General features: G+C 63.8%; 21 protein-coding genes and 1 pseudogene. 18 read left to right on the top strand and 4 right to left on the bottom strand.

From position 1 onward, the window contains the following. Positions 1 to 103 precede the first annotated feature (103 nt). From VGH98_01685 to VGH98_01700, 4 genes and pseudogenes are all read left to right on the top strand, one after another. A complete protein-coding gene (locus VGH98_01685; GenBank protein HEY2374662.1) occupies positions 104 to 3088 on the top strand; it encodes a M14 family zinc carboxypeptidase in 2985 nt (994 codons plus the stop codon). 71 nt (positions 3089 to 3159) lie between these two features. Beyond that, positions 3160 to 3345, top strand: a pseudogene (locus VGH98_01690) (Rdx family protein). A 221-nt stretch (positions 3346 to 3566) separates the two neighbouring features. Then, on the top strand, positions 3567 to 3911 hold the full coding sequence (locus tag VGH98_01695; protein HEY2374663.1) for a hypothetical protein: 345 nt from the start codon (positions 3567 to 3569) through the stop codon (positions 3909 to 3911). A gap of 67 nt (positions 3912 to 3978) precedes the next feature. Then, a complete protein-coding gene (locus VGH98_01700; protein HEY2374664.1) occupies positions 3979 to 6822 on the top strand; it encodes a DEAD/DEAH box helicase in 2844 nt (947 codons plus the stop codon). Between the two features lie 3 nt (positions 6823 to 6825). On the opposite strand, the gene VGH98_01705 is transcribed toward VGH98_01700, so the two are convergent. The 3 genes from VGH98_01705 to VGH98_01715 all read right to left on the bottom strand — a co-directional run bounded on the left by VGH98_01705 (position 6826) and on the right by VGH98_01715 (position 8920). Next, positions 6826 to 7341, bottom strand: a complete 516-nt coding sequence (locus VGH98_01705) for a GNAT family N-acetyltransferase (GenBank protein ID HEY2374665.1) — start codon at positions 7339 to 7341, stop codon at positions 6826 to 6828. A 26-nt stretch (positions 7342 to 7367) separates the two neighbouring features. Next, positions 7368 to 8126, bottom strand: a complete 759-nt coding sequence (locus VGH98_01710) for a hypothetical protein (GenBank protein ID HEY2374666.1) — start codon at positions 8124 to 8126, stop codon at positions 7368 to 7370. Positions 8127 to 8251: 125 nt separating this feature from the next. Further along, a complete protein-coding gene (locus tag VGH98_01715; GenBank protein HEY2374667.1) occupies positions 8252 to 8920 on the bottom strand; it encodes an ABATE domain-containing protein in 669 nt (222 codons plus the stop codon). Positions 8921 to 9031: 111 nt separating this feature from the next. On the opposite strand from VGH98_01715, the gene yjjX reads away from it, so the two are divergent. Then, a complete protein-coding gene (yjjX, locus tag VGH98_01720; GenBank protein HEY2374668.1) occupies positions 9032 to 9589 on the top strand; it encodes an inosine/xanthosine triphosphatase in 558 nt (185 codons plus the stop codon). 1 nt (position 9590) lies between these two features. On the opposite strand, the gene VGH98_01725 is transcribed toward yjjX, so the two are convergent. Next, positions 9591 to 10643, bottom strand: coding sequence for an LD-carboxypeptidase (locus tag VGH98_01725; GenBank protein ID HEY2374669.1), 1053 nt, complete (start codon positions 10641 to 10643; stop codon positions 9591 to 9593). Positions 10644 to 10708: 65 nt separating this feature from the next. Between VGH98_01725 and VGH98_01730 the strand changes: the two genes are divergently transcribed. From VGH98_01730 to VGH98_01790, 13 genes are all read left to right on the top strand, one after another. After that, positions 10709 to 11935: a 4-hydroxy-3-methylbut-2-enyl diphosphate reductase gene (locus VGH98_01730; GenBank protein ID HEY2374670.1), complete on the top strand. Its 1227-nt coding sequence runs from the start codon at positions 10709 to 10711 to the stop codon at positions 11933 to 11935. A gap of 74 nt (positions 11936 to 12009) precedes the next feature. Beyond that, positions 12010 to 12750 carry a hypothetical protein gene (locus tag VGH98_01735; protein ID HEY2374671.1) on the top strand — a complete coding sequence of 247 codons (741 nt, stop codon included), beginning with the start codon at positions 12010 to 12012 and terminating at the stop codon, positions 12748 to 12750. Further along, complete coding sequence (locus tag VGH98_01740; protein HEY2374672.1) at positions 12747 to 13883, top strand: XdhC family protein; 1137 nt, start codon at positions 12747 to 12749, stop codon at positions 13881 to 13883. The genes VGH98_01735 and VGH98_01740 overlap by 4 nt, the downstream gene beginning before the upstream one ends. Continuing rightward, positions 13883 to 14935, top strand: coding sequence for a hypothetical protein (locus tag VGH98_01745; protein HEY2374673.1), 1053 nt, complete (start codon positions 13883 to 13885; stop codon positions 14933 to 14935). The genes VGH98_01740 and VGH98_01745 overlap by 1 nt, the downstream gene beginning before the upstream one ends. After that, positions 14935 to 15336 carry an iron-sulfur cluster assembly scaffold protein gene (locus VGH98_01750; GenBank protein ID HEY2374674.1) on the top strand — a complete coding sequence of 134 codons (402 nt, stop codon included), beginning with the start codon at positions 14935 to 14937 and terminating at the stop codon, positions 15334 to 15336. The genes VGH98_01745 and VGH98_01750 overlap by 1 nt, the downstream gene beginning before the upstream one ends. After that, positions 15333 to 15956 (top strand): nucleotidyltransferase family protein, encoded by a 624-nt coding sequence (locus VGH98_01755; protein ID HEY2374675.1) that lies wholly within the window; start codon positions 15333 to 15335, stop codon positions 15954 to 15956. The genes VGH98_01750 and VGH98_01755 overlap by 4 nt, the downstream gene beginning before the upstream one ends. A gap of 146 nt (positions 15957 to 16102) precedes the next feature. Then, positions 16103 to 16780 carry a hypothetical protein gene (locus VGH98_01760; GenBank protein ID HEY2374676.1) on the top strand — a complete coding sequence of 226 codons (678 nt, stop codon included), beginning with the start codon at positions 16103 to 16105 and terminating at the stop codon, positions 16778 to 16780. A gap of 127 nt (positions 16781 to 16907) precedes the next feature. Then, on the top strand, positions 16908 to 17336 hold the full coding sequence (msrB, locus tag VGH98_01765) for a peptide-methionine (R)-S-oxide reductase MsrB (GenBank protein HEY2374677.1): 429 nt from the start codon (positions 16908 to 16910) through the stop codon (positions 17334 to 17336). Positions 17337 to 17405: 69 nt separating this feature from the next. Further along, the gene (locus VGH98_01770) at positions 17406 to 19091 is read left to right on the top strand and encodes a long-chain fatty acid--CoA ligase (protein ID HEY2374678.1); all 1686 of its coding nucleotides are present in this window, start codon (positions 17406 to 17408) and stop codon (positions 19089 to 19091) included. A 26-nt stretch (positions 19092 to 19117) separates the two neighbouring features. Further along, on the top strand, positions 19118 to 20839 hold the full coding sequence (ggt, locus tag VGH98_01775; protein HEY2374679.1) for a gamma-glutamyltransferase: 1722 nt from the start codon (positions 19118 to 19120) through the stop codon (positions 20837 to 20839). 43 nt (positions 20840 to 20882) lie between these two features. Further along, positions 20883 to 21197 carry a DUF485 domain-containing protein gene (locus tag VGH98_01780; protein HEY2374680.1) on the top strand — a complete coding sequence of 105 codons (315 nt, stop codon included), beginning with the start codon at positions 20883 to 20885 and terminating at the stop codon, positions 21195 to 21197. Further along, entirely contained in the window at positions 21194 to 22735 is a 1542-nt protein-coding gene (locus tag VGH98_01785; GenBank protein HEY2374681.1) for a sodium/solute symporter, read from the top strand. The genes VGH98_01780 and VGH98_01785 overlap by 4 nt, the downstream gene beginning before the upstream one ends. A gap of 219 nt (positions 22736 to 22954) precedes the next feature. Next, a complete protein-coding gene (locus tag VGH98_01790; protein HEY2374682.1) occupies positions 22955 to 23641 on the top strand; it encodes a hypothetical protein in 687 nt (228 codons plus the stop codon). The last annotated feature ends 59 nt before the right edge of the window (positions 23642 to 23700 follow it).

Consider the following 23700-nt stretch of genomic DNA (forward strand, 5'->3'; position numbering starts at 1 on the left):
CGCTCGGAGCCGATCTCGGTATGACAGCAGAACCGCTTGCTACTTACACACGTTGCTTCTAGTGTCGTCTTCCTCATCTTCCTTCCCACAAACAGGACTCAGCATGGTCATCCTCCGGCGATGGCGCGTTGCATCGCTCGTGGCGCTCGCCGCGGCGATGGCGCCAGGCTTCGCGCCGCTCTCCGCCCAACAAGCGAATGACGCCGAATACACGGCGAAAATTCGCGAGCTCACGCCCACCGATCCGAAGTGGAAATTCACGACCGAGCTCGTCGACCATCTGCCGGCATCGCCGACTGTTCCAACGCCTCTGAAAGTGCTCGGCTACGTGCCGGGTACGATCGGCAGGCTGTCGCGGACGGAAGACATCAACAAATACTTCCGCGCCGTCGCCGCGGCATCGCCGCGCGTGAGGCTCTTCTCACTCGGGATGAGCGAGGAAGGCCGCGAGATGATCGTTGCCGCGGTTGCCGATGAGAACACTATCAAGCGGCTCGACGAATACCGTGGGATGGCCGCGCGTCTCGCCGATCCGCGCGGCGAGTCGGACGCCGAGCGCGCTCGGCTGATTCGCGAAGCGAAACCGATCTATTGGCTCACGGGGACGATTCACGCGCCAGAGACGGGAAGCCCCGAGATGCTCATGGAGCTGCTGTACCGCCTCGCCGTCGAGGAGACGCCCTTCGTTCAGAAAATTCGAAACAATGTCATCACGCTGATTACGCCGGCGACGGAAGTCGACGGCCGCAACCGGATCGTCGACATCATCGAGGAGGAAAAACAGCTCAAGCTCGGCCGCGGCGGCATTCCCACCGTGTACTGGGGGAAGTACATCGCGCACGACAATAATCGCGATGGGCTGATGATGAGCATCAAACTCACGCAGAACATGAACACTGGGTTCCTGTTCTGGCGGCCGACGATCATACACGATCTACACGAGTCGGTGCCGTTTCTCTATACCAGCACGGGCACCGGCCCATACAACGACGAGTTCGATCCGATCACCGTCGGGGAATGGCACACGCTCGCCTATCAGGAGATCAACGAGCTGACCAAGCGCGGGCTGCCGGGCGTCTGGACGCACGGCTTCTATGATGGCTGGGCGCCTAACTACATGCTCGGCATCGCGCAGTTTCGAAATTCGATGGGCAAGTTCTACGAGACATACACGTCCGGCGGAGCGGACTGTCAGATCGTGAACCTTCCCGGTTCGGCCACTTCAAAAGAATGGTATCGCCCGAATCCGCCGGTGAACGGCATCAAGTGGTGCATCCGCACCAACATCAACTATCAGCAGTCGGGAGTGCTCATCGCACTCAAGTTCGTTGCCGACAATCGTGACACATTCGTCGAAGACTTTGCGCTGAAGGCGACGCGCATGGTCGAGCGCGGGAAAACCTCGGCGCCGTACGCGTTCGTCATCCCGCATGATCAGCGACACGCGGCGGAAGCAGCGGACCTCGTCGATTATTTCCGGAAGGTGGGGAGCGAGGTCCACGTTGCGTCGACGGCATTCACGACGCGCGATATGCCCGCCGTCGTCGAGCGTGGGCTCGTGGCAGCTCCCGCCGGGACAGCGGCTGCGGGCGGAGGCGGACGCGGTGGACGGGGCGGACGCGGCGCCGACTCGAGCTCGGCGCGATCGGATAGCACGCGCTCGAGCCACCTGGTGAACGTGACCGCAGGCGATTGGATCGTCCGAATGGACCAGCCGTACACCGCGCTCATTCGCACGGTGCTCGCCGTGCAGAAGTTCCGCCCCGATGATCCTTCGCCTTACGACGACACCGGTTGGACCCTGGACGAGCTGCGTCACGTGACGGTGTACACGATCGCTGATTCGAGTATTCTCACCAAGCCGATGACGCTGTTGAAGACAGACGCGCACGTCGCTGGCAGCATCGCCGGTAGCGGCGGTACGCTCATCGTGAGCCATTCGGGAGACTGGCGCTCGGCAGTGCTGCCCTGGAAGGTGGGCGCGTCGAAGGTGAGCGTCGCTGATAGCGCGTTCGCAGTCTCCGGCACGAGCTATCCGGCAGGGACGTATATCGTCGACAACGACCCGACCGTGCGCGATGCAATCACGCGGCTCGGAATGAAAGCGACCGCGGTCTCCGCCTCGCCAGGCGCCCGCTCGCATGTCGTGCAGCTACCCAGGATCGCATTTGTCCACACGTGGATCGAGACTCAGAATGAAGGGTGGGTTCGTCACGCTCTGGAGGAGATGGGCGTGCCCTTCACCTACATGTCCACGCAGCGATTGAAGGACCCGGGACTTCTCGATCGGTACGATGTCGTTCTGCTCCCGCACGTGAATGGTCCCTCCTCAGCGATGGTGAATGGGCGTCCCCTTGTCGGTCCAGCCGTGCCCTGGAAAACCACTGCGCTCACACCGAACCTCGGGAAGATCGATTCCAGCGATGACATTCGACCGGAACTCGGCCTCGAGGGACTGGCAGCCGTGCGGCGATTCGTCGAGCGCGGCGGCCTGCTTCTCGTCGAAGGGAACTCGAGCCGCTTGCCAATCGACTTTGCCCTGACGTCCGGCGTGAGCGTCGTGACGACGCAAAGACTGCTGGCTCGTGGCGCCATCTTCCGCGCCGAAGCCGTGACGCGGTCGAGCCCGATCCTCTACGGCTACGAGCGCGGCTCGATTCCCGTGTACTTCAATAGCGCGCCGTTGCTTGCCGTCGCCTCTGGTCGCGGTGGTGGTGAGGGAGGCGGAGGCGCGGGCGGAGACGAGGAGCGATCGATGTCCGTTGCGCAGAACCGTCCCGATCCGTCGATCGCCAAACAGACCGCGGCGATGCGGCCGCGCGTGATTCTGCGATTCGACCAGAACGTCGATTCGCTATTGGTGTCCGGCTTGCTCGACAACGGAAGCGAAATGGCTGGTCGCGCGGCGGTCGTCGACGCGCCGCTCGGCCAAGGTCATGTGATATTGTTCGGTATCAGGCCAATGTGGCGATACGAGACTCAGGGCAGCTACGCGATGGTGCTCAACGCGCTCGCGAACTGGAATGCGCTCGACGTGAACGAGCGGCCGCAGCACGTGGCGACGGACGGTGCGCAGAAGCACGAGTGATTTCCGCGACTTCGAATCGAACTTCACTGATGATCACGATCGAATACTGCACGGTTTGAAACTACGAACCACGCGCCGCCAGTTTGGCGGCTGACATTCGTCAGGCATTACCGAGCGAGGAGGTGAAGCTGATTCCCTCGCGCGGCGGACGCTTCGAGGTGATTCGAGATGGCGTGCCGATCTTCGAGAAATCGAAGGTTGGTCGCCATGCGCAACCGGGTGAGGTTTTGAAAATCTTGAAGGGCAGTCAGCAGTAGCAAGTTGCGAGTTCATCGGTGGTGCAGTCGGCCGATGCGCAGTCCAGCGCTGGCGACACTTAATTCCAGGCTCACGGACACCGTAGCAGGCTGCTGGAACGGCTCAGATTGTCAAGTGTATGAGGAGCAAGACGTTACGCGCCGTGGCCGTTCGCGGTCCGGTGGCATTGGCCCTGCTCGACTGACGGTGGGCGCCGGGTCCGGCGCCGATCGGAGGAGAGATGAAGCAACTCACGGTGACCCTGGCTTTCTTGTGTGCCGCAGCGCTTGCACCCGCTCATTGGGCGAGTGCGCAGTCGCGCGGCAAAAAGCCTCCCACTATACCGGCACAGAGTCGGCCGCCGGCCGGCATGTGTCGGATCTGGTTGGACGACGTGCCGGCTGGTCAGCAGCCTGCGCCCACGGATTGCGCAACGGCGGTGAAGAACAAGCCGCAGAACGGACGCGTGATCTTCGGTGATGACTACGCGAAGAAAAGCGACAAGGGCGACAAGAGAAAGAGTCCGCTGCCTTTCGTGAAGAGTTTTACACAACCACCGTCGCCGCCGCCGTCGCGGCGACCATGAGTGAAAAGCCCGCTTATTTGATGAGCGGGCTTTTCATTTCGGCGCCAACCTTGCACCTTCCGCCGCCGTGACGCGCTCGATTCAAGATCGCTACGGTCTGCCGCCCGATCACGATTCCTTCGTCAAATCGGAGCCGGCATCGGGGCGCGTGATCGTGATTGCACCGACTCGGGCTGCCTGCGAAACGATCGAGCTCGCGTTGGGCCTGCGCATCGAGACCTTCCTCGAGCGGCACCATGGCTCGCGTGTTCGCGGGCTGGCGAAAGGTGGCAAAGGGTTCGGGATCGTCGCGGGCACGGGGACCGGAAAGACGCTCGCCATTCGCCCGATCGCCGAAGAGATCCTGCGCACGACGGATCTGCGTGTTGGTGTGGTGAATCGCGAGCGCGAGGCGACGCCCGAAACGCCGACGTGGAACGTGATCATCGTGACGACGGGCATCGCACGCCGGTGGTTCGAGGACGGCGACATCCTTGCGAGCGATACGCTGGTCGTGGACGAGATTCACCAGACGTCGGCGGAATTGGAGCTCTGTCTCGCGCTAGGCAAACGGGCCGGCTGCCGGTTCGTCTGGCTATCGGCGACGGTCGATCCGACCTTCTATCGTCAGTATTTGCACTCTGCCGACGTACTGGAGGTTATCGACTTCGACGCGAGCAAAGCCGCGGTGGTGCGCGTGATCGACAAGGAGCCACTGGAGTTCCTCGACGACAAATTTCTGCAGCAAGTCGTTAGGCAACGGCGCGGGATCGCGATGTTCGTTCCGACGCGTCGTGGCGTCGAAGCGGCGGCGAAGCACGTGGAGACGAACGCGCCGCGCGTGAACACCGCGTATTACCACGGCGGTGAACCAATCCGGATCATCCGTCCCTTTCTCGAGGGAGGGGAAAGGAAGCCGTACTTCCTGGCGATGACCGCCGCGGGGCAAAGCGCGCTGAACGTACGCGGGCTCGACACGGTCGTGATCGACGACGTGCGCTTCTTCAACGAAGTCGATCGCGGACGCAACGTGTTGACGCAGGAGCACCTCGGCGCGAACGAGATCCTGCAGATGGCGGGACGCGTGCACGGTCGCGTCGAGGGAGGGCGGGTCTTCATACTTTCCGATCGCGATATTCAGTTCAACCAACTCCGTCCGACGGCGCCGGAATTCCAGTTGGGCGGCGATTCCGAACGCGTGGCGATCACGTGCGCGGCCATCGGCGTCCGCGCCGATGAGCTGGAACTGCCAGTCCCCCTCGACAAGCACGCGTATCGTCAAGCGCTCGCGCTCCTCGAGCGTCGTGGGATTGTCGAACGTGGCCGGCTCACAGCGTACGGGCGCAAGGTAGAAGCGATGCCCGTCGAGCGACCGTGGGCGGAACTGCTCGTTCTCGCCGACGACGCGCTGCTTCCGTTTCTCGCGGTGATGAGCGCGATCGAGTCGCTCCACCGCATGACACGTGAGGAACGCGACCTCGACGGCCTCGTCGTTCCAGGAAGCGATCACTTGACGTCGTACAATCTCTACGCGGAGGCGTACGAGAGTGCCGGGTATCTCGGTGAGGTGTATGGTCTGCCGCGGCATCTGTTCGACGAGCACGCGATCGACGAGTGGGCGACACGTCGCGGTGTGCTCGTGAAATCGGTCGAGGACGCGGCGTTGGGGATGGCGAGCGTCTATCGCGCGACCGGTCTCTCGCTTCCAGCGACGATGCCAAACGCGGGCGATGAAGAGCTCCGCGCATTTCAACAGCTGCTTGCCGAGTACATGCCGTTCGATCTGGTGATCGACGAGGAGACGGCGAACGGCGATCAGGCGCGCGTCTCCAAGACGAGCGTCTGCGGCAGTTGGGGCGCAATCGGTGGCGAGATTCGTTACTTCGCCGACAAGCTGGGAATCCCGCGCGCCTCGATCGAGGGGACGCAGATTCCGATGGACCTGGTGCGTCGTTATGCCCGGGCTGGCGAGCCGGAGCTGGTTTTCGAGCCAGAGCGAAAAAAATCGCCGCTCGCGCTCAAGCGACGCCTCGAGTACTTCGCCTTCGATCTCGGTCGCGAGCTCGAAGCGATCGACGAATTCCCGAGCGAGTTGCGTGAACAATCGCGCGCCCTTCTCGCGGACGCGTTGGCTCGCGGCGAGGCACGGCACGTTGCGGTGAAGCGAAACCAGTCATTGATCGACGTCATTCGCGAAACCTGGCGACGCTCCGGCGGAGCGACACCGAAGCTCGGCCTGCGCGAGTTGGCCACGCTCTACGAAACGCGGCTCCGCGACGTCAACTCGATGTCGGACTTCCGGCATACGAATCTCGATCTCACCGCCGAGCTCCAGGCGCTCGTCCCGTCAGCCGTGCGTGCAGCCTACCAAGGGCTCGTGGATCGCATCGTTGTGCGCGACCGTGAAGTCGAAATCCAATATGACGTCGAAGAGGGACCCGGGGGCAACGTCGCCGTCGCACGGTTGCGCCTGCCGGAGAAGCTCGCTCGCACGCTGACGGAATCGGAGCTTCCTCAATTCGATCGGCCGCTCCGGTTCGTCGTCACGCGCGGCGCGCGCGGAGCGGCGCGCGCCGCGACGCTCGAGGCGCTGCAAGAAGAGCTCGAGCGGCCCTTCACCGAAGACGAGCTCGAGGCGATGAACCGTGCGTGGGAGGCACGGCGGGAAGAGCGCCGAGAGCGGCGGCGTCGCGAGCGGCATGGACGTGGGGAGCCCGAAGGCCACGGCGGCCGGAGCCGGCGGCAGCAGCGTCCGGGTCGCCGCGAGCGATCAGCGCAACGGGGCGAAACCACAGACTCGGCGCCTAACGAGAATGGTAAGGACAATGAGCGCCGCCGGGGACCGCGGCCACCGTATGTCGAGAGCGAACGCAACGAAGAGCCACGGCGCCGCGGTGGGCTGCGCGGCCGTCGCGGCCCGCGGTGGCGTTAGGCGTTACGTCGGCGAGGACTCGAGGTCGACCTGGTACCGTTCCGTGCGATACTCGCGAAAGCCGCGGGCGCGATAATTGGGTAACGCGTGTGCCGAGTCGAGCGTACAGGTGTGAAGCCACACCCGATGTGCGCCGAGCTTCCACGCTTCCTCGACGGCGCGCGTAAGGAGGGCACCGCCGAGTCCACGGCCGATGAAGGCCAGCGCAAGCCCGAAGTAGGCGAGCTCGATCTCGGCGTCACCGCTACGTCGCAGCTCGAAATATCCCGCACTCTCTCCGCCCACGACCAACTCCCAGACGAAGATGTCTGGCGAGGTCAGATGCGCGCGCAAGCTGTCGTCGTCCCAGGCGAGACGATCACGCCAGTGCCAGGACGCACCGACGGCGCGATACAGACGGCGATAATCGCCAAGCGAGCAGGGGTCGAGTCGAACGACCTCAGCATTCGCGGGTAGTGGCGCGGCAGCCCTCAAAGCGTTGGGCGCCGAGAGCTCCAGATATGTTCGAACGACTTCCACGAGACGTAAGTTGGTCGTTAGGCGCGCTAGTGCGACGGCACCGGAATGGCACTTGATCCACTCGGCGTCGCGCGTCGGTCACGGTGAAAGATCGCGGCGTCGACCAGCGCACGCACGAGAGGCGCAGGCGCACTCGGTGCGGATTCCAGCTGCGGCTGAAAGAGCGTGGCAATGAAAAACGGGTGGCCGCTGAGCTCGACCACGCGCGCGTCACCGTGATCGTCCTCGCCCACGATGTGGAGTCCGGCGCTCTCGATCGCCGCTCGGTACGCCGGGTTGATTCCGTAACTGCAGTGATAGCGCTCGACCACGCGCCATCGGCCATAGATCGACGCCGTACGAGAGGTTGGATCCAGAAAGACGGGAGCCGATCTACCGACAAGAGAACACGCGAGCGGCGCGATCACCGGTGTTGCCGCGTCCGGATTCGATTCCGCGTGATCCGCGTCCGTGAGGCCGGCGACGTTGCGCGCGTACTCGAGCACTGCGTGCTGAAATCCACCGCAAACCCCGAGGAATGGGAGATTGTGTGTGCGTGCGTGGCGCGCTGCCGCGAGCGCACCGTCGAGACTTGCATAGGGACTGCCGGGCGCGAGCCAGATCGCGTCGATGAGCGCGAGATGCGCCTCCGCTCTGTCGGCGAGGGTCGTTGTCGCGATCCAGCTCCATTCCAGCGCATGCTCACGCAGCTCGCGCACGTGACCGAGAGCCTGGTCGATCGCGAGATGTGTGTACATCGCCGGATCATAATCTCCGACAATGGCGAGACGGGCAGGAATGGTCATGGAATGGGCATGCTTTGGCCCACTCTAAAGACGCTCAACACTTCCAAAGGCAAGCGAATCAAAAGTTTGCGGCAGGAGCGTGTTTGAACTTCCGCCCTCAATTCGTGCGTTGCGCCCTAGGTCGTTCAGTCCGCGATTTCGCGGAGCTTCTGGCGATGGCGCGCGGCTTTCGCGCGGTTACCGCAAGTGGCCATGTCGCACCAACGCCGACGGCCGTTCTTGGTCCCGTCGTAGAACACACGCGCGCACCGCGAGTCGGCGCAGCGGCGCACGCGGGGCAATTCACCCAGGATCAGCGCATCGGCAGCCGATTCGACAATTGGAATCATCAATCCGGCAAACGCGTCACCGACGGGCACGAAGGTGCGCGCGTACGTTCCATCGCTGCGTCGCTCGACGCGACGTGTCCCCGCGCTGCGACCAAGCACGCGATTGACCTCGCCCAACGCATCCGAGCGAATCTGCTCGGCGGCATTTGCTCCCGAGCCGCGTTCAGCGAGTGATCGGAGCGCGCCGCGGACGCGTCGTGCGTCGACGAGTGCGGCGGCCGCGCCCGATGGCTGCTCACGGGCACGGCGTCGCATGCTCGACCCACGCTCGCCATCGACGAGTGATGCCGCCTCGAGCCAAGACATGAGCGTCTCGAAGTCTCGTAAGGCATCGACGGGCCGAACGGCGTCGCTATTTACAAAGTCGAGCCAGAGTCGCTCGCCTACGAAGATGAACACGCGCTCGTGAGCGAGCGCGGGAGCAATGGCGACGGGCAGATCGAGAAGCGCGGAAGTGGCAGTCATCGGCGGAGGGAAAGCATATCCCCGCGCTCAGGCGGTAGCAAGAAGCGCGAGGCCATCGCGACAAGCCGCGCGATGCAAGTAGATTCGCGGTTCTCTTTTTTCGAGGCTTTCATGTCATCGGCTGTTGCCGCAGCCGCGCTCGGCACGCTTCACGTTGTTGGAATCGGGTCGAAGAATCCGGTGAAGATCGCCGCGGCGCGAGCCGTCCTTGGGCGTATCGCGCCGGATGTGCGCGTCGAAGCCGTAGACGTGCCTTCGACGGTCCGTGATCAGCCCTTCGGTGACGAGGAGACGATCCGCGGCGCTCTCGCGCGCGCACGTGCTGCTCGTGAGGCAACCAAGAGCGAGCTCGGAATCGGGATCGAGGGTGGCGTCGTCGACGCCGATGGAACGATGCGCACATGCGCATGGGCCGCCGTGGTGGATGGCGCCGGCCGCGAGGGTGTTGGCGGATCACTGGCGATGCCACTGCCGTCGTCGGTCGCGCAGCTCGTCCGCGGAGGACTCGAGCTCGGCCACGCGATGGATCGCTTGACCGGTGAGCACGGCACGAAGCAGCGGCAAGGTGCGGTCGGTATTCTCACCGCCGGGCTCGTCGACCGGCAATCGGCCTATGAGGTAATTCTCACCTACGCGCTCGCACGCTTCCTGACCCCGGAGCTGTGGTAGGCTATGCAGCCGATGACGACGCCGCGGGTTCGGCCGAACCGGGCGCAGCGAGTGCATCCTCGCGATAGACGATCCAGCCGGTCGTCTCTTCCACGACGAGCTCGACCTCCGTTCCCACGGGAATCGTTAGGTTGGGTACCTCGTGTCCGGCGGGGAAATCCATGAGTACCGGTACGTCGAGATCGGAGACGAGATCGAGGACGAAGTCTTCGAACTCGTCTTCCTCGGACCGGTCGAGCGATAGCTGACCGAACACTATGCCACGAACCTGCGACAGGAGACCCGCAGCGCGGAGGTGGACGAGACGCTCATCGACGACCGACATTGGATCTCGCGTCTCCTCGAGAAAGAGGATCGCGTTACTCACGTCGATTTCGTACGGCGTTCCGATCGATTGCTGAACGAGCGACAGATTACCGCCAACGAGTCGTCCCGTCGCGCGTCCTTGCTTCGCCGCGCGCGCCATGTCGCGGCCAATACGCGTCGTTGGGCGCGGCGCTGTGAGCGCCGCTAGCAGCGATGTCATCGTCGGGTCCCGCACGCTCGGAATGAGATCGTCGACGGTTGGACCGTGAAAGACTCGCAGCTTCGCGCAGCGCATGAGCCAGAGGTGGAGCGCGGTGATATCCGAATACCCGACGAAGGCCTTCGGATTGCTCTCGAAGATCTGCGGTTCGAGATACGGGATCATGCGCACCGCACCATAACCGCCGGTTCCACCAATCACTGCCTTGACCCGCGGATCGAGCCAAATGCCCATGAAATTCTCGGCGCGTCGCTCGTCTTCGGCGCGTGTGAAACGGCGCAGCGTAGTTATTTCGGGATCGAGGAGAACAGTGTATCCCGCACGCTCCAGCGCTTTGACGCCGCGTGTCAACCAGCCGACGCGCGGCGAGTACGATGGCGCGACGACTCCGATCGTGTCGCCCTTTGAGATCGGCGCGGGTCGAAGGAGCGCCTCGGGTGGCGTGGGACCAACCAACGTCGCCGGAGGCAGCGGTGCGGCCGCCGCGCCGTCAGTCAGCGTGAGGGGATCGGAAGCGTCGGGGCTCATTGCGGCGCAAATTAATGGTCAAGGGCGGTGGGCGGCGAGCACACCGGATTGGCGGCTAGATTGCCATGATGCCTCCGTCGTCTCCCTCGCCAGACTCGTCCACCTACTTCCGAAAGGGCTTCGGCCTCAAAGCCGAGGTCCAGGAGGAGCTCGCCGCGTACGAGGGAGCGCTCGTAGATCGCATGAAGGCAAGCGATTACACGCTCTCGGTCGGCGACGTGACCATCCGTCTCGCCCGTGAGTTCGGCTTCTGTTACGGTGTCGAGCGTGCCGTGGAATACGCCTACCAGACCCGCCGGAAGTTTCCGGACCGGCGGATCGTTCTCGTCGGCGAGATCATCCACAATCCCTATGTGAACGCGCGGCTGCGCGACATGGGCATCGAGATTCTGGAGCGGGGCGATCGGAGCACGTTCGATTTCTCTTCCATACGGGAAGAGGACGTGGTGATCCTTCCCGCCTTCGGCGTGACGATCGAGGACTTCGAGCAACTTCGCACACTCGGCTGCATCCTGGTTGACACGACGTGCGGCTCGGTATTGAACGTGTGGAAACGTGTCGAAAGCTACGCTCGCGATGGTTTCACGGCGCTCATTCACGGCAAGTACTATCACGAGGAGACGCGAGCGACGGCTTCCCAGGTTCGGAAGCACGGTGAAGGCCACTACCTCGTCGTTCGCGATATGAACGAAGCGCGATTGGTTTGCGACTTCATCGAGGGAAAGACTGACGCCTCGACGATCTCGTCGCGCTTTGCTCCGCACGCCGTGTCGCCCGCCTTCGATCCGCGCATCCACCTGCGAAAGCTCGGCGTCGCAAACCAGACGACGATGCTCGCTCGCGAATCACTGGAAATCGGACAGGAGGTGGGCGCCGCGATTGAACGGGCCCGCGGTCAAGCGGCGCGCGCCGAAGAGTTTCGTACTTTCGACACGATCTGCAGCGCCACGCAGGAACGGCAGGACGCGGTAATGGAGCTACTGAGCGAGCCGCTCGACGCGATGATCGTGATCGGCGGCTTCAACTCGAGCAACACGATTTCACTCGCGGCGCTCTGTGCGGAGCGTGTGCCCACGTACCATGTCGAGTCTGCGGCCGCAATCGATCCCGAGCACAAGTCGATTCACTACCGGCACCCCGGGATCAGGCATGTCGAGGCGGAAATCTCGGATTGGCTGCCGGCCTCGGGAGCGGTGCGCGTAGGGCTGACAGCGGGCGCGAGTACGCCGAACAACAAGATCGGCGAAGCAATCGTACGCATCTTGGCAACTCGGGACGTGGAACCCGACTGAGGTTGGCCGTCCACGGGACGCAGGGGTAAGTTCGCGCTGTGGAGTTCTCGCACTACATCGCCCTTGGCGATTCGATGTCCATCGACTTGTATCCGGCGCTCGACGCCGGAGAGATCGACGTTGCCGTCGCACTCGAACGGGACGCGCAGGCTGGCCGTGTGGCGTCACTTGGTGCCGCGGCTCTCTTCTACCGCAACGACGAGGCACGTTGGCCTGAGGAGATCGGGAACGATCTGGTGAGCCGATTCCCGGCCATCGAGTACGCGAACTTCGCCGCGGACACAGCGACGATTGGCGACGTGTTCGGCGAGCAGCTGCCGCAGCTTGCGGAGAGTGAAGAGCCAACACTTCTCACCTTAACGATTGGAGCGACTGACCTGTTCAGCGCGTTCGCCAATCGTCCGAAGTCCGCACTGCTCGATCGGATCGCGCACGACGTCGCCGAGGCGTTGGAGTTCGTTGTGGACTCAGTGCGTCGAACCCGTCCGAATTCACTGCTGATTCTTTCCACGATCTATGACCCGTCGGATCGCACGGCGCGAATTCGTGGCGTGTTCGAGGAGCCGGCCGCAATGTCGTTGCGTGCGCTCGACTCGCTCAACCAGTCAATTCGGACACTTGCGAGCGGGACGCAAGGAGTGCTGCTGGCGGAGGTCTATGGGCATTTCCTCAGTCACGGGGTGACGGCACCGGAGCCGGACCGCTGGTACTGGCGCCGGTCGCTGATCGAACCGAACGCGCGGGGTGCGAGCGAGATTCGTCGTGTGTGGATGGAAGCGCTCACCGCGGCCGAGGTTCTCGAGGAGGAACGATGAGCGAGCTACTCGAGCAATTCACCTCGGTAGAAGCGTCTGGTCGTCCTGCGGCGCTGGCGACGCTTGTGGCCGCGGCAGGGGCGACGCCGAAGAAGGCGGGATCAACGATGTGGGTCTCGGAGCAGGGAGACGTCATCGGCTCCGTGACGATCGGCGGATGCGTGGATGCACGCGTGATCGAACAGGCGGAGCGCGTGATCGCATCGGGAAAGCCCGAGTTGCTGCGGATGACGTTAGGCGACGAGGATGCGTGGGAGCTTGGCTTGACGTGCGGTGGCGAGGTCGACGTCTTGGTGCAGCGAGTGGATCCGGTGAGTGACACCGATCCAAGCGCGCGGGCATATGCGCTGGCGCGAGACGCGTATGAATCCGGGCGCGCGTCGATGGTGGTGTCGCGCCTCGACGGTCGTAATGAGCGACTCGTCGTGGACGAACGCGGCGCAACCCGCGGCACGCTTGGCGACGCAGGTCTGGACGAAGACGCGGTCGAGGTAGCCCGGGCCCGATTGGCCGGAGACCAGATGTCGGCGGTCGAGCGCGTCAGGCCGGAAGGCGGCGATGAAGTGCCGCTTTTCTTCGAGCGGCTCGCGCCGCCGGAGACGCTGATCATCTGCGGCGCGAGTCACGTCGCCATGTCGCTCGCCGTGTTCGCGCGCGAGCTGGGAATGCGGACAGTGATCGTGGACGGGCGGGAGCGAATGGCAACGAAGAGCCGCTTCCCCACCGCGGACGAGATCCACGTGGGCATGCCGTCGGAGATCACCGAGCAGCTTCGCATAACGAGGCGCAGCTACGTCGCGTTGCTGGCGCACGACTACAAGTATGATTTGCCGGTCTTGCGCGAGGTCCTGCGCAGCGACGCGGGCTATGTCGGCATGCTCGGAAGCCGCCGGCGCGGTGAGACGATTCGCTCGATGCTCCGTGAGGAAGGATTTTCGGCGTCGGAGCTGGCGCGGTTGCATTCGCCGATCGGGCTCGCGATCGGGGCGAAGAGTGCGGGGGAGATCGCGCTGGCGATCGTGGCGGAAATCGTCGCGGTTCGCGAGGGGCGTGCCGATAGCCTGGAACGAGTACTGCCTAACGCGGCGCTCGCACCGACACCGGCGGACCAGCCCGAGGCGATGGTGCGCTGATGCAGTACCGCGCTGTTTCTCGTGGAGAGTCCCTCGACGGCTCGCTCGCGGGGAGCGTCCTCGTGCACGACGTGCGCGATGCGCGGGGCGCGGTGTGCATCGCGAAAGGTCGCGTGCTGAACCTGGACGACGTGGCGCGGCTCCGGACGGTGCCGTGGCAGGAACTACACGTCGCGGCGCTCGCGCCAGATGACATGCACGAAGACGACGCGGGGCCCCGGCTGGCTTGTGCGGCGGCGGGAAACGGGGTCCGTGTAGGCGAGCGGTCGGCGGGCCACTGGCCGCTGATCGCGACGCGGCGTGGTATCGTCGATGTATCGATCAGTCCACTCGCGGACGTGAATGGGCGCGAGGGACTGTCGATCTACACGCTTTTCCACGGGCACGTCGTCGACGAGGGGGAAGTCGTCGCTCGGGCGAAGATCACTCCGTTCGCGGTGCCGCGACCGCTCGTCGAAGGCGCGGCGAACGTCGCGCGATCGGCGGGCGGGCTGATTCGCATCAGGGGATTCCGCCGGGCGCGGATCGGCGCCGTCGTGCTTGCTTCGTTAGGTGAGCGGAACGCAACAACGATCACGCGCTTCGCCGAATCGTTAGGCGAGAAAGTGCGGTGGCTCGGCGGCGAGGTCATGACGCCTTCGGTCACGGAGACGCGCCGGGAAGCCGTCACCGCGGCGCTCAAGGTGGAGCTCTCGCGTGGATGCGAGATCCTTGTCGTCGCCGGAACGCGGGCGATGGACGAGCTGGATCCGACGTTTCTCGCCCTCGCTGACCTCGGTGGACAACGCGTGCGCCAGGGCGTCCCGGCGCATCCCGGCAGCCTGTTCTGGATCGGACGAGTGGGCAGCGTGCCGGTACTCGGCCTGCCGTCGTGTGGACTCTTCTCCGAAGCGACGGTCTTCGACCTGGTCCTGCCGCGCATTCTCTGCGGAGACGCTATCGGCGGTCCCGAGCTCGCCGCGCTCGGCCATGGAGGCTTTCTCACGCGAGACATGGCCTATCGCTTTCCGCCGTATCGCCGCTCGCGGCGGCGCGGCGAAGTCGCCGACTGATGGACCAGGGGCTGCCATACGGGAGCGCGATCACCGAGCATTTTCGACGGCCGCGCAATTACGGGTCGCTGCCTAACGCGTCAGCGGAAGCGGAGGGCGTGAATCCGCTTTGTGGCGATCGGGTTCGAGTCGCTATTCGGCTCGATGCCGGCACAATCGTCGACGCGCGCTTTACGGCCAACGCCTGTGCGATCTGCATTGCCGCGGCGTCCCTTCTCACCGAACGACTGCCCGGCATGTCGAGCGCTGCCGCATCGCGCTTGAGCGACGACGATGCGCTCGCGTTGCTCCAGAGCAGCGTGCCGGCGGCGCGGCGTCGCTGCGCGACCCTTCCGCTCGAGGCACTACATCGCGCGCTCACCTTGTCGGTGCAAGACATCGAGCAACTGCCCTCGACATGATCGCCACCGTGCTTCTGGCCGCAGGCAGTGCACGACGCTTCGACGGGACGCAAAAGCTGCTCGCGACCGTTCGCTCCGGGGACGCGGAGGTCGCGCTCGTGCGTCATTCCATTGCCGGACTGCTTGGAGCCGGGCTACGAGAGATCGTCGTCGTAATTGGCCGCGACGCGGAGGCGGTGCGTCAATCGCTGGACGGCGTGGAAGTGCGGTTCGCACTCAACCCGGACTATGCGGCTGGCATGAGCACCTCTCTGAGAAAAGGAGTAGTCGAGGCGTTTCGCCTGTGGCCGAATGCGGACGGAGTCCTTGTCGCGCTCGGCGATCAGCCACTGACAGGGACGGGCATCATCGAAGCGTTGCTCTCCAACGCTCTCGACGATGACGCACACGTCCGACATGCGATTGTTGCACCTCGCTTTCGCGGAGAAGTCGGAAATCCCGTGCTTTTCGCGCGCGGGCTCGTGCCGGAGCTTCTCGAGGTGAGCGGGGACCGCGGCGGGCGCGCGGTCCTCGAACGCGACGAATCACGCGTGTGCTATGTCGACTTCGATCGCGCGATGCCGGCCGATGTCGATACGGTGAGCGATCTCGCGGTGCTGACGAACATTTCTCGCAGCTAGTCGTTGCGCCTCGCTCGAAGCGCAGCTTAATTATCGCGCCGCAAGTAGAGAGCAGATTCGTCGACACTGAGCAGCGGCGCGCAGCTCACGGTGCGCCCTTTCCCCGGTTGCTGAGTCACGAACCCTCACTTTGCAGGAGGCGCGTCATGTCACTCTTTGCAGCAGAAGCCGCGACGCATCGACGTAGTTTTCTCGGCCGACTCACTGCAGGCACGCTCGCTCTCATGGGCGTTGCTTCGGCCGATCCCAGAGCGCTGAAGGCGGAGCCAGTTTTCGGTGCGGGTGCGGACGACTGGCTCAATGGAATCACGGGAACCCATCGTCAGTTCTTCGATGGTGTCACGGTGAACGACGGCTTCCCGTTCGGGTTCGCGATGACGTTCATGAACACGATCGGCGAGACGTACAAGGTGCGGGACAAGGACATCACGGCGGTCGTCGGGCTACGTCATTTCGCGATTCCGTTGGCGTTCAACAACGACATCTGGGCCAAGTACAAACTCGGCGAGATGTTCAAGATCAACGATCCCGCGACGAAGGCGCCGGCAGCACGCAATCCGTATGCGTACGTGAAAGAAGGTGAGTTGATGTTCCCCGGCATGGCATTCGAGAAGCTGCAAGCGCGCGGGGTGATCTTCACCTGCTGCAACGTCGCGCTCACCATCTTGAGCGGAATGGCAGCGGGCGCGGCGGGTCTACCGAAAGAGGGTGCGAAGGAGGAGTGGCTCGCGGGAATGTTCAAGGGCGTGAACGTCGTCCCGTCGGGTGTGCTCGCGGTAAACCGCGCGCAGAAGAAAGGGTGCACGTATTGTTTTGCGGGCTGAGGCGTAAGCTCGGACCAACACGGACACTGCACGGACCAACTCGGCCAGCACACTTTTCTGGTGTTATCCCGGTTGGTCCGTGTTTGTCCGTGAGTATGCTGTGTGGCACGAGCGATAGGAGAAAGCGATGAGCGAAGCAAAGCCAGGGAGAAGCGAGACCGAGCACGTGGAGAAATCGGACGCCGAATGGAGGGAAGATCTCACACCGGAGCAGTATCGGGTGCTGAGGGAGAAGGGCACAGAGCGGCCGTTCACTGGCAGGTACTGGAACGAACACGCGGACGGAGTCTACCGGTGCGCGGCTTGTGGCAATCCACTCTTCGACGCCTCGACGAAGTTCGAATCGGGATCAGGGTGGCCGAGCTTTTCCGAGCCTGTCGAGAGCGGCCGCGTCGGAACCGAGGATGATCGCAGTCACTTCATGCGTCGCACGGAAGTGCACTGCGCGCGGTGCGGTGGGCATCTCGGGCACGTGTTCGACGACGGGCCGCAGCCGACTGGCCTCCGCTACTGCATCAACTCGGCGTCGCTCGATCTGGAGAAGGACGCGAAGTAGGATTCTCGGGCCTAGCCACGAGAGCGCGTGTGGTGCATCGTAGGCGCTGCCTGAGCGAAGGAAGCGCCGATGCAGGGACTGATGATGGACGTGCCGCTCACGATCCCGCTGATCGTGCGACACGCGGAAGCGCTCCACGGCAACAAGATCGTTGCGAGCCGATTGCCCGATCGGAGCGTGCGTCATCTGACCTACGCTGAGGTACTCGGACGCGCGCGTCGTCTCGCCGGCGCGCTTCGCACGCTCGGAATACAGCGGGGCGACCGCGTGGCGACGTTCTGCTGGAATCATCATCAACACGTCGAAACCTATTTCGCGGCGCCCTGCATGGGCGCCGTCGTGCATACACTCAACATCCGACTCGGCGCGGAGGAGCTCTCCTACATAGCGAACCACGCGGGCGATAGCGTTGTGATCGTCGACCGCGTGCTACTCCCGGCATTCGAGCGATTCCGCGACCGCCTGACGAGCGTGCGCGAAGTGATCGTCGTCGATGGGGACGGCGAGGGTCCGGCCGGGGCGCTCGATTATGAATCGCTCATCGCGGAAGCAGAGCCCGATGCGTTCGAGGAAGTCATCGACGAGCGTGACGCCGCCGCGATGTGCTATACGAGCGGCACGACCGGTCGCCCGCGTGGCGTCGTCTACTCCCATCGATCGCAGATCCTCCATACGCTCGTGGTGCTTCAGCCGGTGTGTCTCGGGCTCTCCGAGCGAGACACCGTGCTGCCGGTGGTGCCGATGTTTCACGCGAATGCGTGGGGCGTGCCGTACGCGGCAACGCTCGCTGGAGCAAACCAGGTGCACGCCGGTCCCTATCTCGATCCGCGCAGCTTGCTCGAGCTGCTCTCGACCGAGCGCGTGACCGGAACGATGGGCGTGCCGACGATCTGGATGGGGATTCTGCAGGAGCTCGACCGCACCCCCGGCGCCTATGATCTGTCGACGCTGCGCAATGTGATGATCGGTGGCGCGGCCGTTCCCGAATCATTGATTCGAGCGTTCGCGGAACGACACGGCATCGCCATCACGCAAGGATGGGGAATGACGGAGACGTCGCCTGTCGGCAGCATGTCGACACTCACGAGCGAGCTCGCCGAGCGGGACGCCGATGTGCAGTATGCATATCAGGCGCGTGCCGGACGTCCATTGCCGCTCTTCGAAGTCCGCGTACGCGACGACGACGGCGTGCATGCCTGGGATGACAACGGCATGGCCGAGCTCGAAGTGAGGGCACCGTGGGTCGCCGCGTCGTACTACCACGCGCCCGAAACGAGCGATCGCTTCACCGAGGACGGCTGGTTCAAGACCGGCGACATGGCCAGCATCGATGCGCGGGGCTACATCGCGATCCGCGATCGCGCAAAGGATGTGATCAAGTCCGGCGGTGAGTGGATCAGCTCTGTGGCTCTCGAGAATGCCATCATGGGAATGCCCGCGGTGGCCGAAGCGACGGTCGTCGGCATCGCGCATGCGCGATGGGACGAGCGGCCGCTGGCGCTGGTCGTGTTGCGCGAGGGCGCAACCTGCACGCTCGAGGCGATTCGGGCGCACCTCGGGCCGCAGTTCCCGAAGTGGTGGTTGCCCGACGCCGTGGAGTTCGTCGCGGCCATTCCGAAGACGAGCGTCGGAAAGTTCCAGAAGCGCGAGATCCGCCATCGGTACCGGGATTACTTTGCTCACGTCGACTCTTCCGCGACGACCACGTCCGAGCCGAGCCTCGCGCCGCCTGTCGCCGCCGGGAAACCTGCATAACGCCTAACGATTAGCGCGCTCATCCGATGCTTCGATACGTTTTTCGCGGCGGCCGTGCCGCGCTGGTCCTCCTGTTTGCCGCGACCGATGCCGCGTCCGCACAAGCGCCTACTCCAGCCCGTCCGCTGACCATGGCACGGCGCTCACCCGTTTACGCGCCGCATGGAGTGGCGGCGACGAGTCAGCCGCTGGCGACGGAAGCAGCGCTCTCGGTGCTTCAACACGGCGGCAACGCGATCGATGCGGCCGTCACCGCGGCGGCGGTGCTCTCGGTCGTCGAGCCGATGATGACCGGCATCGGTGGCGACATGTTCGCGATCGTGTGGTCGGCGAAAGAGAAACGTCTCGTCGCCCTGAACGCGAGCGGACGTGCTGGCGCGCTCATGACGCGCGACGAGCTCCTGAGACGCGGCCGGACGCATGTCGTTGGCCGGAGCGCGGAGTCGATCACGGTGCCGGGCGCGCTCGCGGGATGGCAGACGTTGCTGTCGCGGTACGGCACGATGACGTTGGCGAAAGCCATTCAGCCCGCGATTCGTTATGCAGACGAAGGGTTTCCGGTGACACCGGTGATCTCGCAGGATTGGGAAGGTGCGGCGGACGTGCTTCAGCGAGACGAGGGCGCGCGAGCGACGTTCCTGATTCCCGACGGCGGATCGCGGCGCGCGCCACATGCCGGCGACTGGTTTCGCAATCCCGACTACGCGCAGACGCTGCGCGCGATCGCGAAGGGCGGAACGCGCGCTTTTTACGATGGCCCGTTAGGCGAGAAGCTGGTCGCTCGGGTCCACGAGCTCGGCGGGTTCCTCACGATGGATGATCTCCGCAAGAACGAGCCGACATGGGTGACGCCGATCTCCGTCGACTTCAAGGGATACCGGATCTGGGAGCTCCCGCCCAATAACCAGGGCATTGCGTCGCTCGAGATGCTCAAAATGCTCGAGCCGTACGACCTGCCGGCGCTCGGCCACAACTCGAGCGCATATTTGCATCTCCTCATCGAGGCGAAGAAGCTCGCCTACGCCGATCTCGCCCGATACGTCGGTGACGCGGACCACCTGACGGTGCCGCCCAGCTATCTGCTGTCCGACAAGTTCATCGCCGAGCGGCGAAGTCACATCGATCGCACGCACGCAGCGACGCACGTGGATCCCGGGCCAGCGCTGACGTCGAGTGAGACGATCTATCTGACAGTGGCGGACAGGGCCGGGAACATGGTGTCGTTCATCAATAGTCTGTTCGACGAGTTCGGATCGGGTGTCGTCGTGCCGGGGATGGGATTCGCCCTGCAGGATCGCGGCGCCGGTTTCACTCTCGACCCCGGCCTTCCAAACACGGTGGCGCCGGGAAAGCGGCCATTCCACACGTTGATTCCCGGCTTCGTGACGAAGCCCGCAGCGAATCCGCAGCCGGACGGCCGCGGCGACGAGCCGTGGATGAGCTTTGGCCTGATGGGCGGTGCGATGCAGGCGCAAGGGCACGTTCAGTTTTTGCTCAATCTCCTTGTGTTCGGCATGGACGTTCAGCAGTCGATGGACGCGGCGCGGTTCCGTCACATGGAGGGCACGCACGTGTTGCTCGAGGCGCCGATCACCGATAGCGTGCGGACCGCGCTCACGGCGCTCGGCCACCTGATCATCCCAACGCACGGCCTGCAATTCGGCGGGAGTCAGGCGATCATCAAGCTTCCGCGCGGCTATATGGCCGGGTCGGATCCGAGGAAGGATGGGTACGCTGCAGGATATTGAGCTGGGTCACGCAAGCACCTAACGCCACTTTAGCCTCTCCACGATGCCCGCATCCTCTTCTTTGGCGCCTGACGAGCGGCTTCGTGTGCTCGCGGCGCAGCGTTGGCGCATCGCGCTGACGCTCACGGCGGTGATGATCGTCCTGTACTTCGGCTTCATTGTCCTCATCGCCTACGGACGTTCCGTACTGGCGATCCTGCTCGCGCCGGGGCTCACGGTGGGCATACTGCTTGGCGCGCTCGTGATCGTGATTTCGTGGTTGCTCACCTACGGGTACGTGCGCTGGGCCAATACGCGATACGATGTCGCGCTGCGTGAGTTGAGCAAGACAGCGACCGACGCCGGAGTGATTCGATGAGTACCACCGCCATCGGGCAGCCGAACTCCGTAGCGATCGTCTTCTTCATCCTCTTCATCCTCATCACGCTCGGCATCACCTACTGGGCGGCGCGACGCACGCGCACGACGGAGCACTTCTACGCGGCCGGACGCACAATCAGTCCCGGGCAAAACGGCTTTGCGCTCGCCGGCGATTACATGAGTGCCGCGTCGTTTCTCGGCATCGCGGGACTCGTCTCGACTACGGGCTTCGACGGTCTGATCTACTCGACGGGCTGGCTCGTCGGATGGCCCGTGGTCCTATTCCTCATCGCCGAGCCACTGCGGAATCTTGGGAAATACACCTTTGCTGATGTCGTCGCATTACGACTGAACCAGACGCCGGTCCGCATCGCGGCTGCCGTGGGGACGCTCGCGACGGTGATTCTCTATCTCATCGCGCAGATGGTTGGCGCGGGCGGCCTGATCAAACTGATGTTCGGCCTTTCATATGAGACGGCCATCGTCATCGTCGGCGTCGCAATGATCGCGTACGTGTTGTTCGGTGGGATGCTCGCGACGACCTGGGTGCAGATCGTGAAGGCCGCGCTGCTCCTTGCCGGCGCGTTTCTCCTCGCGCTGCTCGTACTCGCGCGCTTCCATTTCAATCCGGCCGCTCTCTTTGCGGCCGCGGCGACGAAGTATGGCGCGAGCGTTCTCAACCCGGGCAAGCTCGTTTCCAACCCGCTCGACACGATTTCCCTTGGGATGGCGCTCATGTTCGGCACCGCTGGGTTGCCGCACATCCTGATGCGATTCTACACCGTGCCCGATGCGCGCGCCGCACGCACGTCGGTGTTCTATGCGACGGGCCTGATCGGATTCTTCTATTTGCTCACTTTCGTACTGGGCTTCGGTGCGATGGTGTTCGTCGGCCCGGACGCGATCAAAGTCGTCGACAAGGGTGGCAACATGGCGGCGCCGCTGCTCGCTGAGTTCCTTGGCGGCACTCCATTCCTGGGATTCATCGCCGCAGTGGCATTCGCGACAATTCTCGCGGTGGTCGCTGGTCTGACGCTGTCCGGCGCGGCGGCACTCTCACACGACTTGTGGGTGAATGCGATGCATCGCGGCGAAGCGGATTCGCGCGAGGAACTGCGCGTCGCGCGCGTGGCGACGGTTGTCCTGGGCATCATCGCGATCGTTCTTGGCGTCACCTTCAAAGGTCAGAATGTGGCGTACATGGTGTCATTGGCATTTGCGATCGCGGCAAGTGGCAACTTCCCGGCGTTATTGATGTCGATCTTCTGGCGACGATTCACGACCGCGGGCGCGGTGGCGAGCATGTTATTCGGAACGCTCGCAACGCTGCTGCTCATTTATCTGTCGCCGACGATTCAGGTCGATATCCTGAAGCACACCTCGGCGTGGTTCCCGCTCAAGAATCCAGCGTTGCTGACGATTCCGTTATCGTTTGCGGTCGGCATCGTGGTATCGCTGCTCGGCGCTCAGGCGGGGGTTGACGATCGAGCGTATCATCGGCGGATGCATCTCGGCGAACTCTCGGCGGATCGTTGACCGTGTCAGAGACGCGTTCGTCCGCGGTTTCGCTTTTGGACGCGACGGCTGAGCCCCCCAAAGCCGAGAGTTAAAGGATTCGTCAGGGATGATGCAGAGGCATCGAGGTGCCTCCCTTCGCGGTGGTCCGGGAGTCATATTACCGGCGCCGCGCACCGCCGGCGGTACGACGGCCGCGGTCCCACCCGACGATCGACTGCACTCTCAGGAGGAGTAGATATGCGCAACACCATTCTGGCCATTGCACTCGCCGCCATTGCCTCGCCGCTCGGAGCTCAGGCAGCACAGCAGGCGGCCAAGGACAACGATCCGACGCACAAGGTCGCGGGCGGCATCAGCGCTGCCGGCTGGATGGGACGCATCGACCCACAGGCCGAGCGCCGCGGCATGAAGATCGAGGATGCGAAGTTCGTGTCGATGGGAAGCGGCTACCACGTCACGTCCGGACCCGCGGCGATCTACTGGAATCCGAAGGATGCCGCCAGAGGCAGTTACACGGTCAGCGCGTCGTTCACCCAGACGAAGGCGCCGATGCATCCCGAAGCGTACGGACTCTTTATAGGCGGGTCGAATTTGAATGATTCGACGCAGAGCTACGTGTACTTCGAGACGCGTGGCGATGGTAAGTATCTCATCAACCATCGCGCGGGGAACGACGTGCACAAGATCGTCGATTGGACCGAGACCGACGCGACGAACAAGCAGGATGCGGCCGGCAAGTCGACGAACGAGCTTGCGATTCGCGTGAGGCCGGATTCGGTGGACTTCCTCGCGAACGGTAAGGTCGTGAAGGCGTTCTCGAAGACAGAAATGCACAACTTCGCCGCCGAAGGGCAGACGGGCATCCGCGTGAACCACAACCTCGACGTACACGTCGATAAATTCCAGGTGAAGCACGGCAAGTAAGGCAGATCGTTAGGATGAGGGACAAAGAAGCCGATCGAAGGGGGGCGCGCTGCCATCGG

Source organism: Gemmatimonadaceae bacterium (assembly GCA_036496605.1).
Classification (GTDB): domain Bacteria; phylum Gemmatimonadota; class Gemmatimonadetes; order Gemmatimonadales; family Gemmatimonadaceae; genus AG2.

What these genes read in the sequence shown, in the direction of transcription:
- msrB (HEY2374677.1), top strand. Translation starts at nt 16,908, where the DNA reads ATGAGCGAAGCAAAGCCAGGGAGAAGCGAGACCGAGCACGTGGAGAAA.
- VGH98_01735 (HEY2374671.1), top strand. Translation starts at nt 12,010, where the DNA reads ATGTCCATCGACTTGTATCCGGCGCTCGACGCCGGAGAGATCGACGTT.
- VGH98_01715 (HEY2374667.1), bottom strand. Translation starts at nt 8,920, where the DNA reads ATGACTGCCACTTCCGCGCTTCTCGATCTGCCCGTCGCCATTGCTCCC.
- VGH98_01790 (HEY2374682.1), top strand. Translation starts at nt 22,955, where the DNA reads ATGCGCAACACCATTCTGGCCATTGCACTCGCCGCCATTGCCTCGCCG.
- VGH98_01760 (HEY2374676.1), top strand. Translation starts at nt 16,103, where the DNA reads ATGTCACTCTTTGCAGCAGAAGCCGCGACGCATCGACGTAGTTTTCTC.
- VGH98_01780 (HEY2374680.1), top strand. Translation starts at nt 20,883, where the DNA reads ATGCCCGCATCCTCTTCTTTGGCGCCTGACGAGCGGCTTCGTGTGCTC.
- VGH98_01685 (HEY2374662.1), top strand. Translation starts at nt 104, where the DNA reads ATGGTCATCCTCCGGCGATGGCGCGTTGCATCGCTCGTGGCGCTCGCC.
- VGH98_01740 (HEY2374672.1), top strand. Translation starts at nt 12,747, where the DNA reads ATGAGCGAGCTACTCGAGCAATTCACCTCGGTAGAAGCGTCTGGTCGT.
- VGH98_01725 (HEY2374669.1), bottom strand. Translation starts at nt 10,643, where the DNA reads ATGAGCCCCGACGCTTCCGATCCCCTCACGCTGACTGACGGCGCGGCG.
- VGH98_01755 (HEY2374675.1), top strand. Translation starts at nt 15,333, where the DNA reads ATGATCGCCACCGTGCTTCTGGCCGCAGGCAGTGCACGACGCTTCGAC.
- VGH98_01695 (HEY2374663.1), top strand. Translation starts at nt 3,567, where the DNA reads ATGAAGCAACTCACGGTGACCCTGGCTTTCTTGTGTGCCGCAGCGCTT.
- VGH98_01745 (HEY2374673.1), top strand. Translation starts at nt 13,883, where the DNA reads ATGCAGTACCGCGCTGTTTCTCGTGGAGAGTCCCTCGACGGCTCGCTC.
- VGH98_01770 (HEY2374678.1), top strand. Translation starts at nt 17,406, where the DNA reads ATGCAGGGACTGATGATGGACGTGCCGCTCACGATCCCGCTGATCGTG.
- VGH98_01750 (HEY2374674.1), top strand. Translation starts at nt 14,935, where the DNA reads ATGGACCAGGGGCTGCCATACGGGAGCGCGATCACCGAGCATTTTCGA.
- ggt (HEY2374679.1), top strand. Translation starts at nt 19,118, where the DNA reads ATGCTTCGATACGTTTTTCGCGGCGGCCGTGCCGCGCTGGTCCTCCTG.
- yjjX (HEY2374668.1), top strand. Translation starts at nt 9,032, where the DNA reads ATGTCATCGGCTGTTGCCGCAGCCGCGCTCGGCACGCTTCACGTTGTT.
- VGH98_01785 (HEY2374681.1), top strand. Translation starts at nt 21,194, where the DNA reads ATGAGTACCACCGCCATCGGGCAGCCGAACTCCGTAGCGATCGTCTTC.
- VGH98_01730 (HEY2374670.1), top strand. Translation starts at nt 10,709, where the DNA reads ATGATGCCTCCGTCGTCTCCCTCGCCAGACTCGTCCACCTACTTCCGA.
- VGH98_01710 (HEY2374666.1), bottom strand. Translation starts at nt 8,126, where the DNA reads ATGACCATTCCTGCCCGTCTCGCCATTGTCGGAGATTATGATCCGGCG.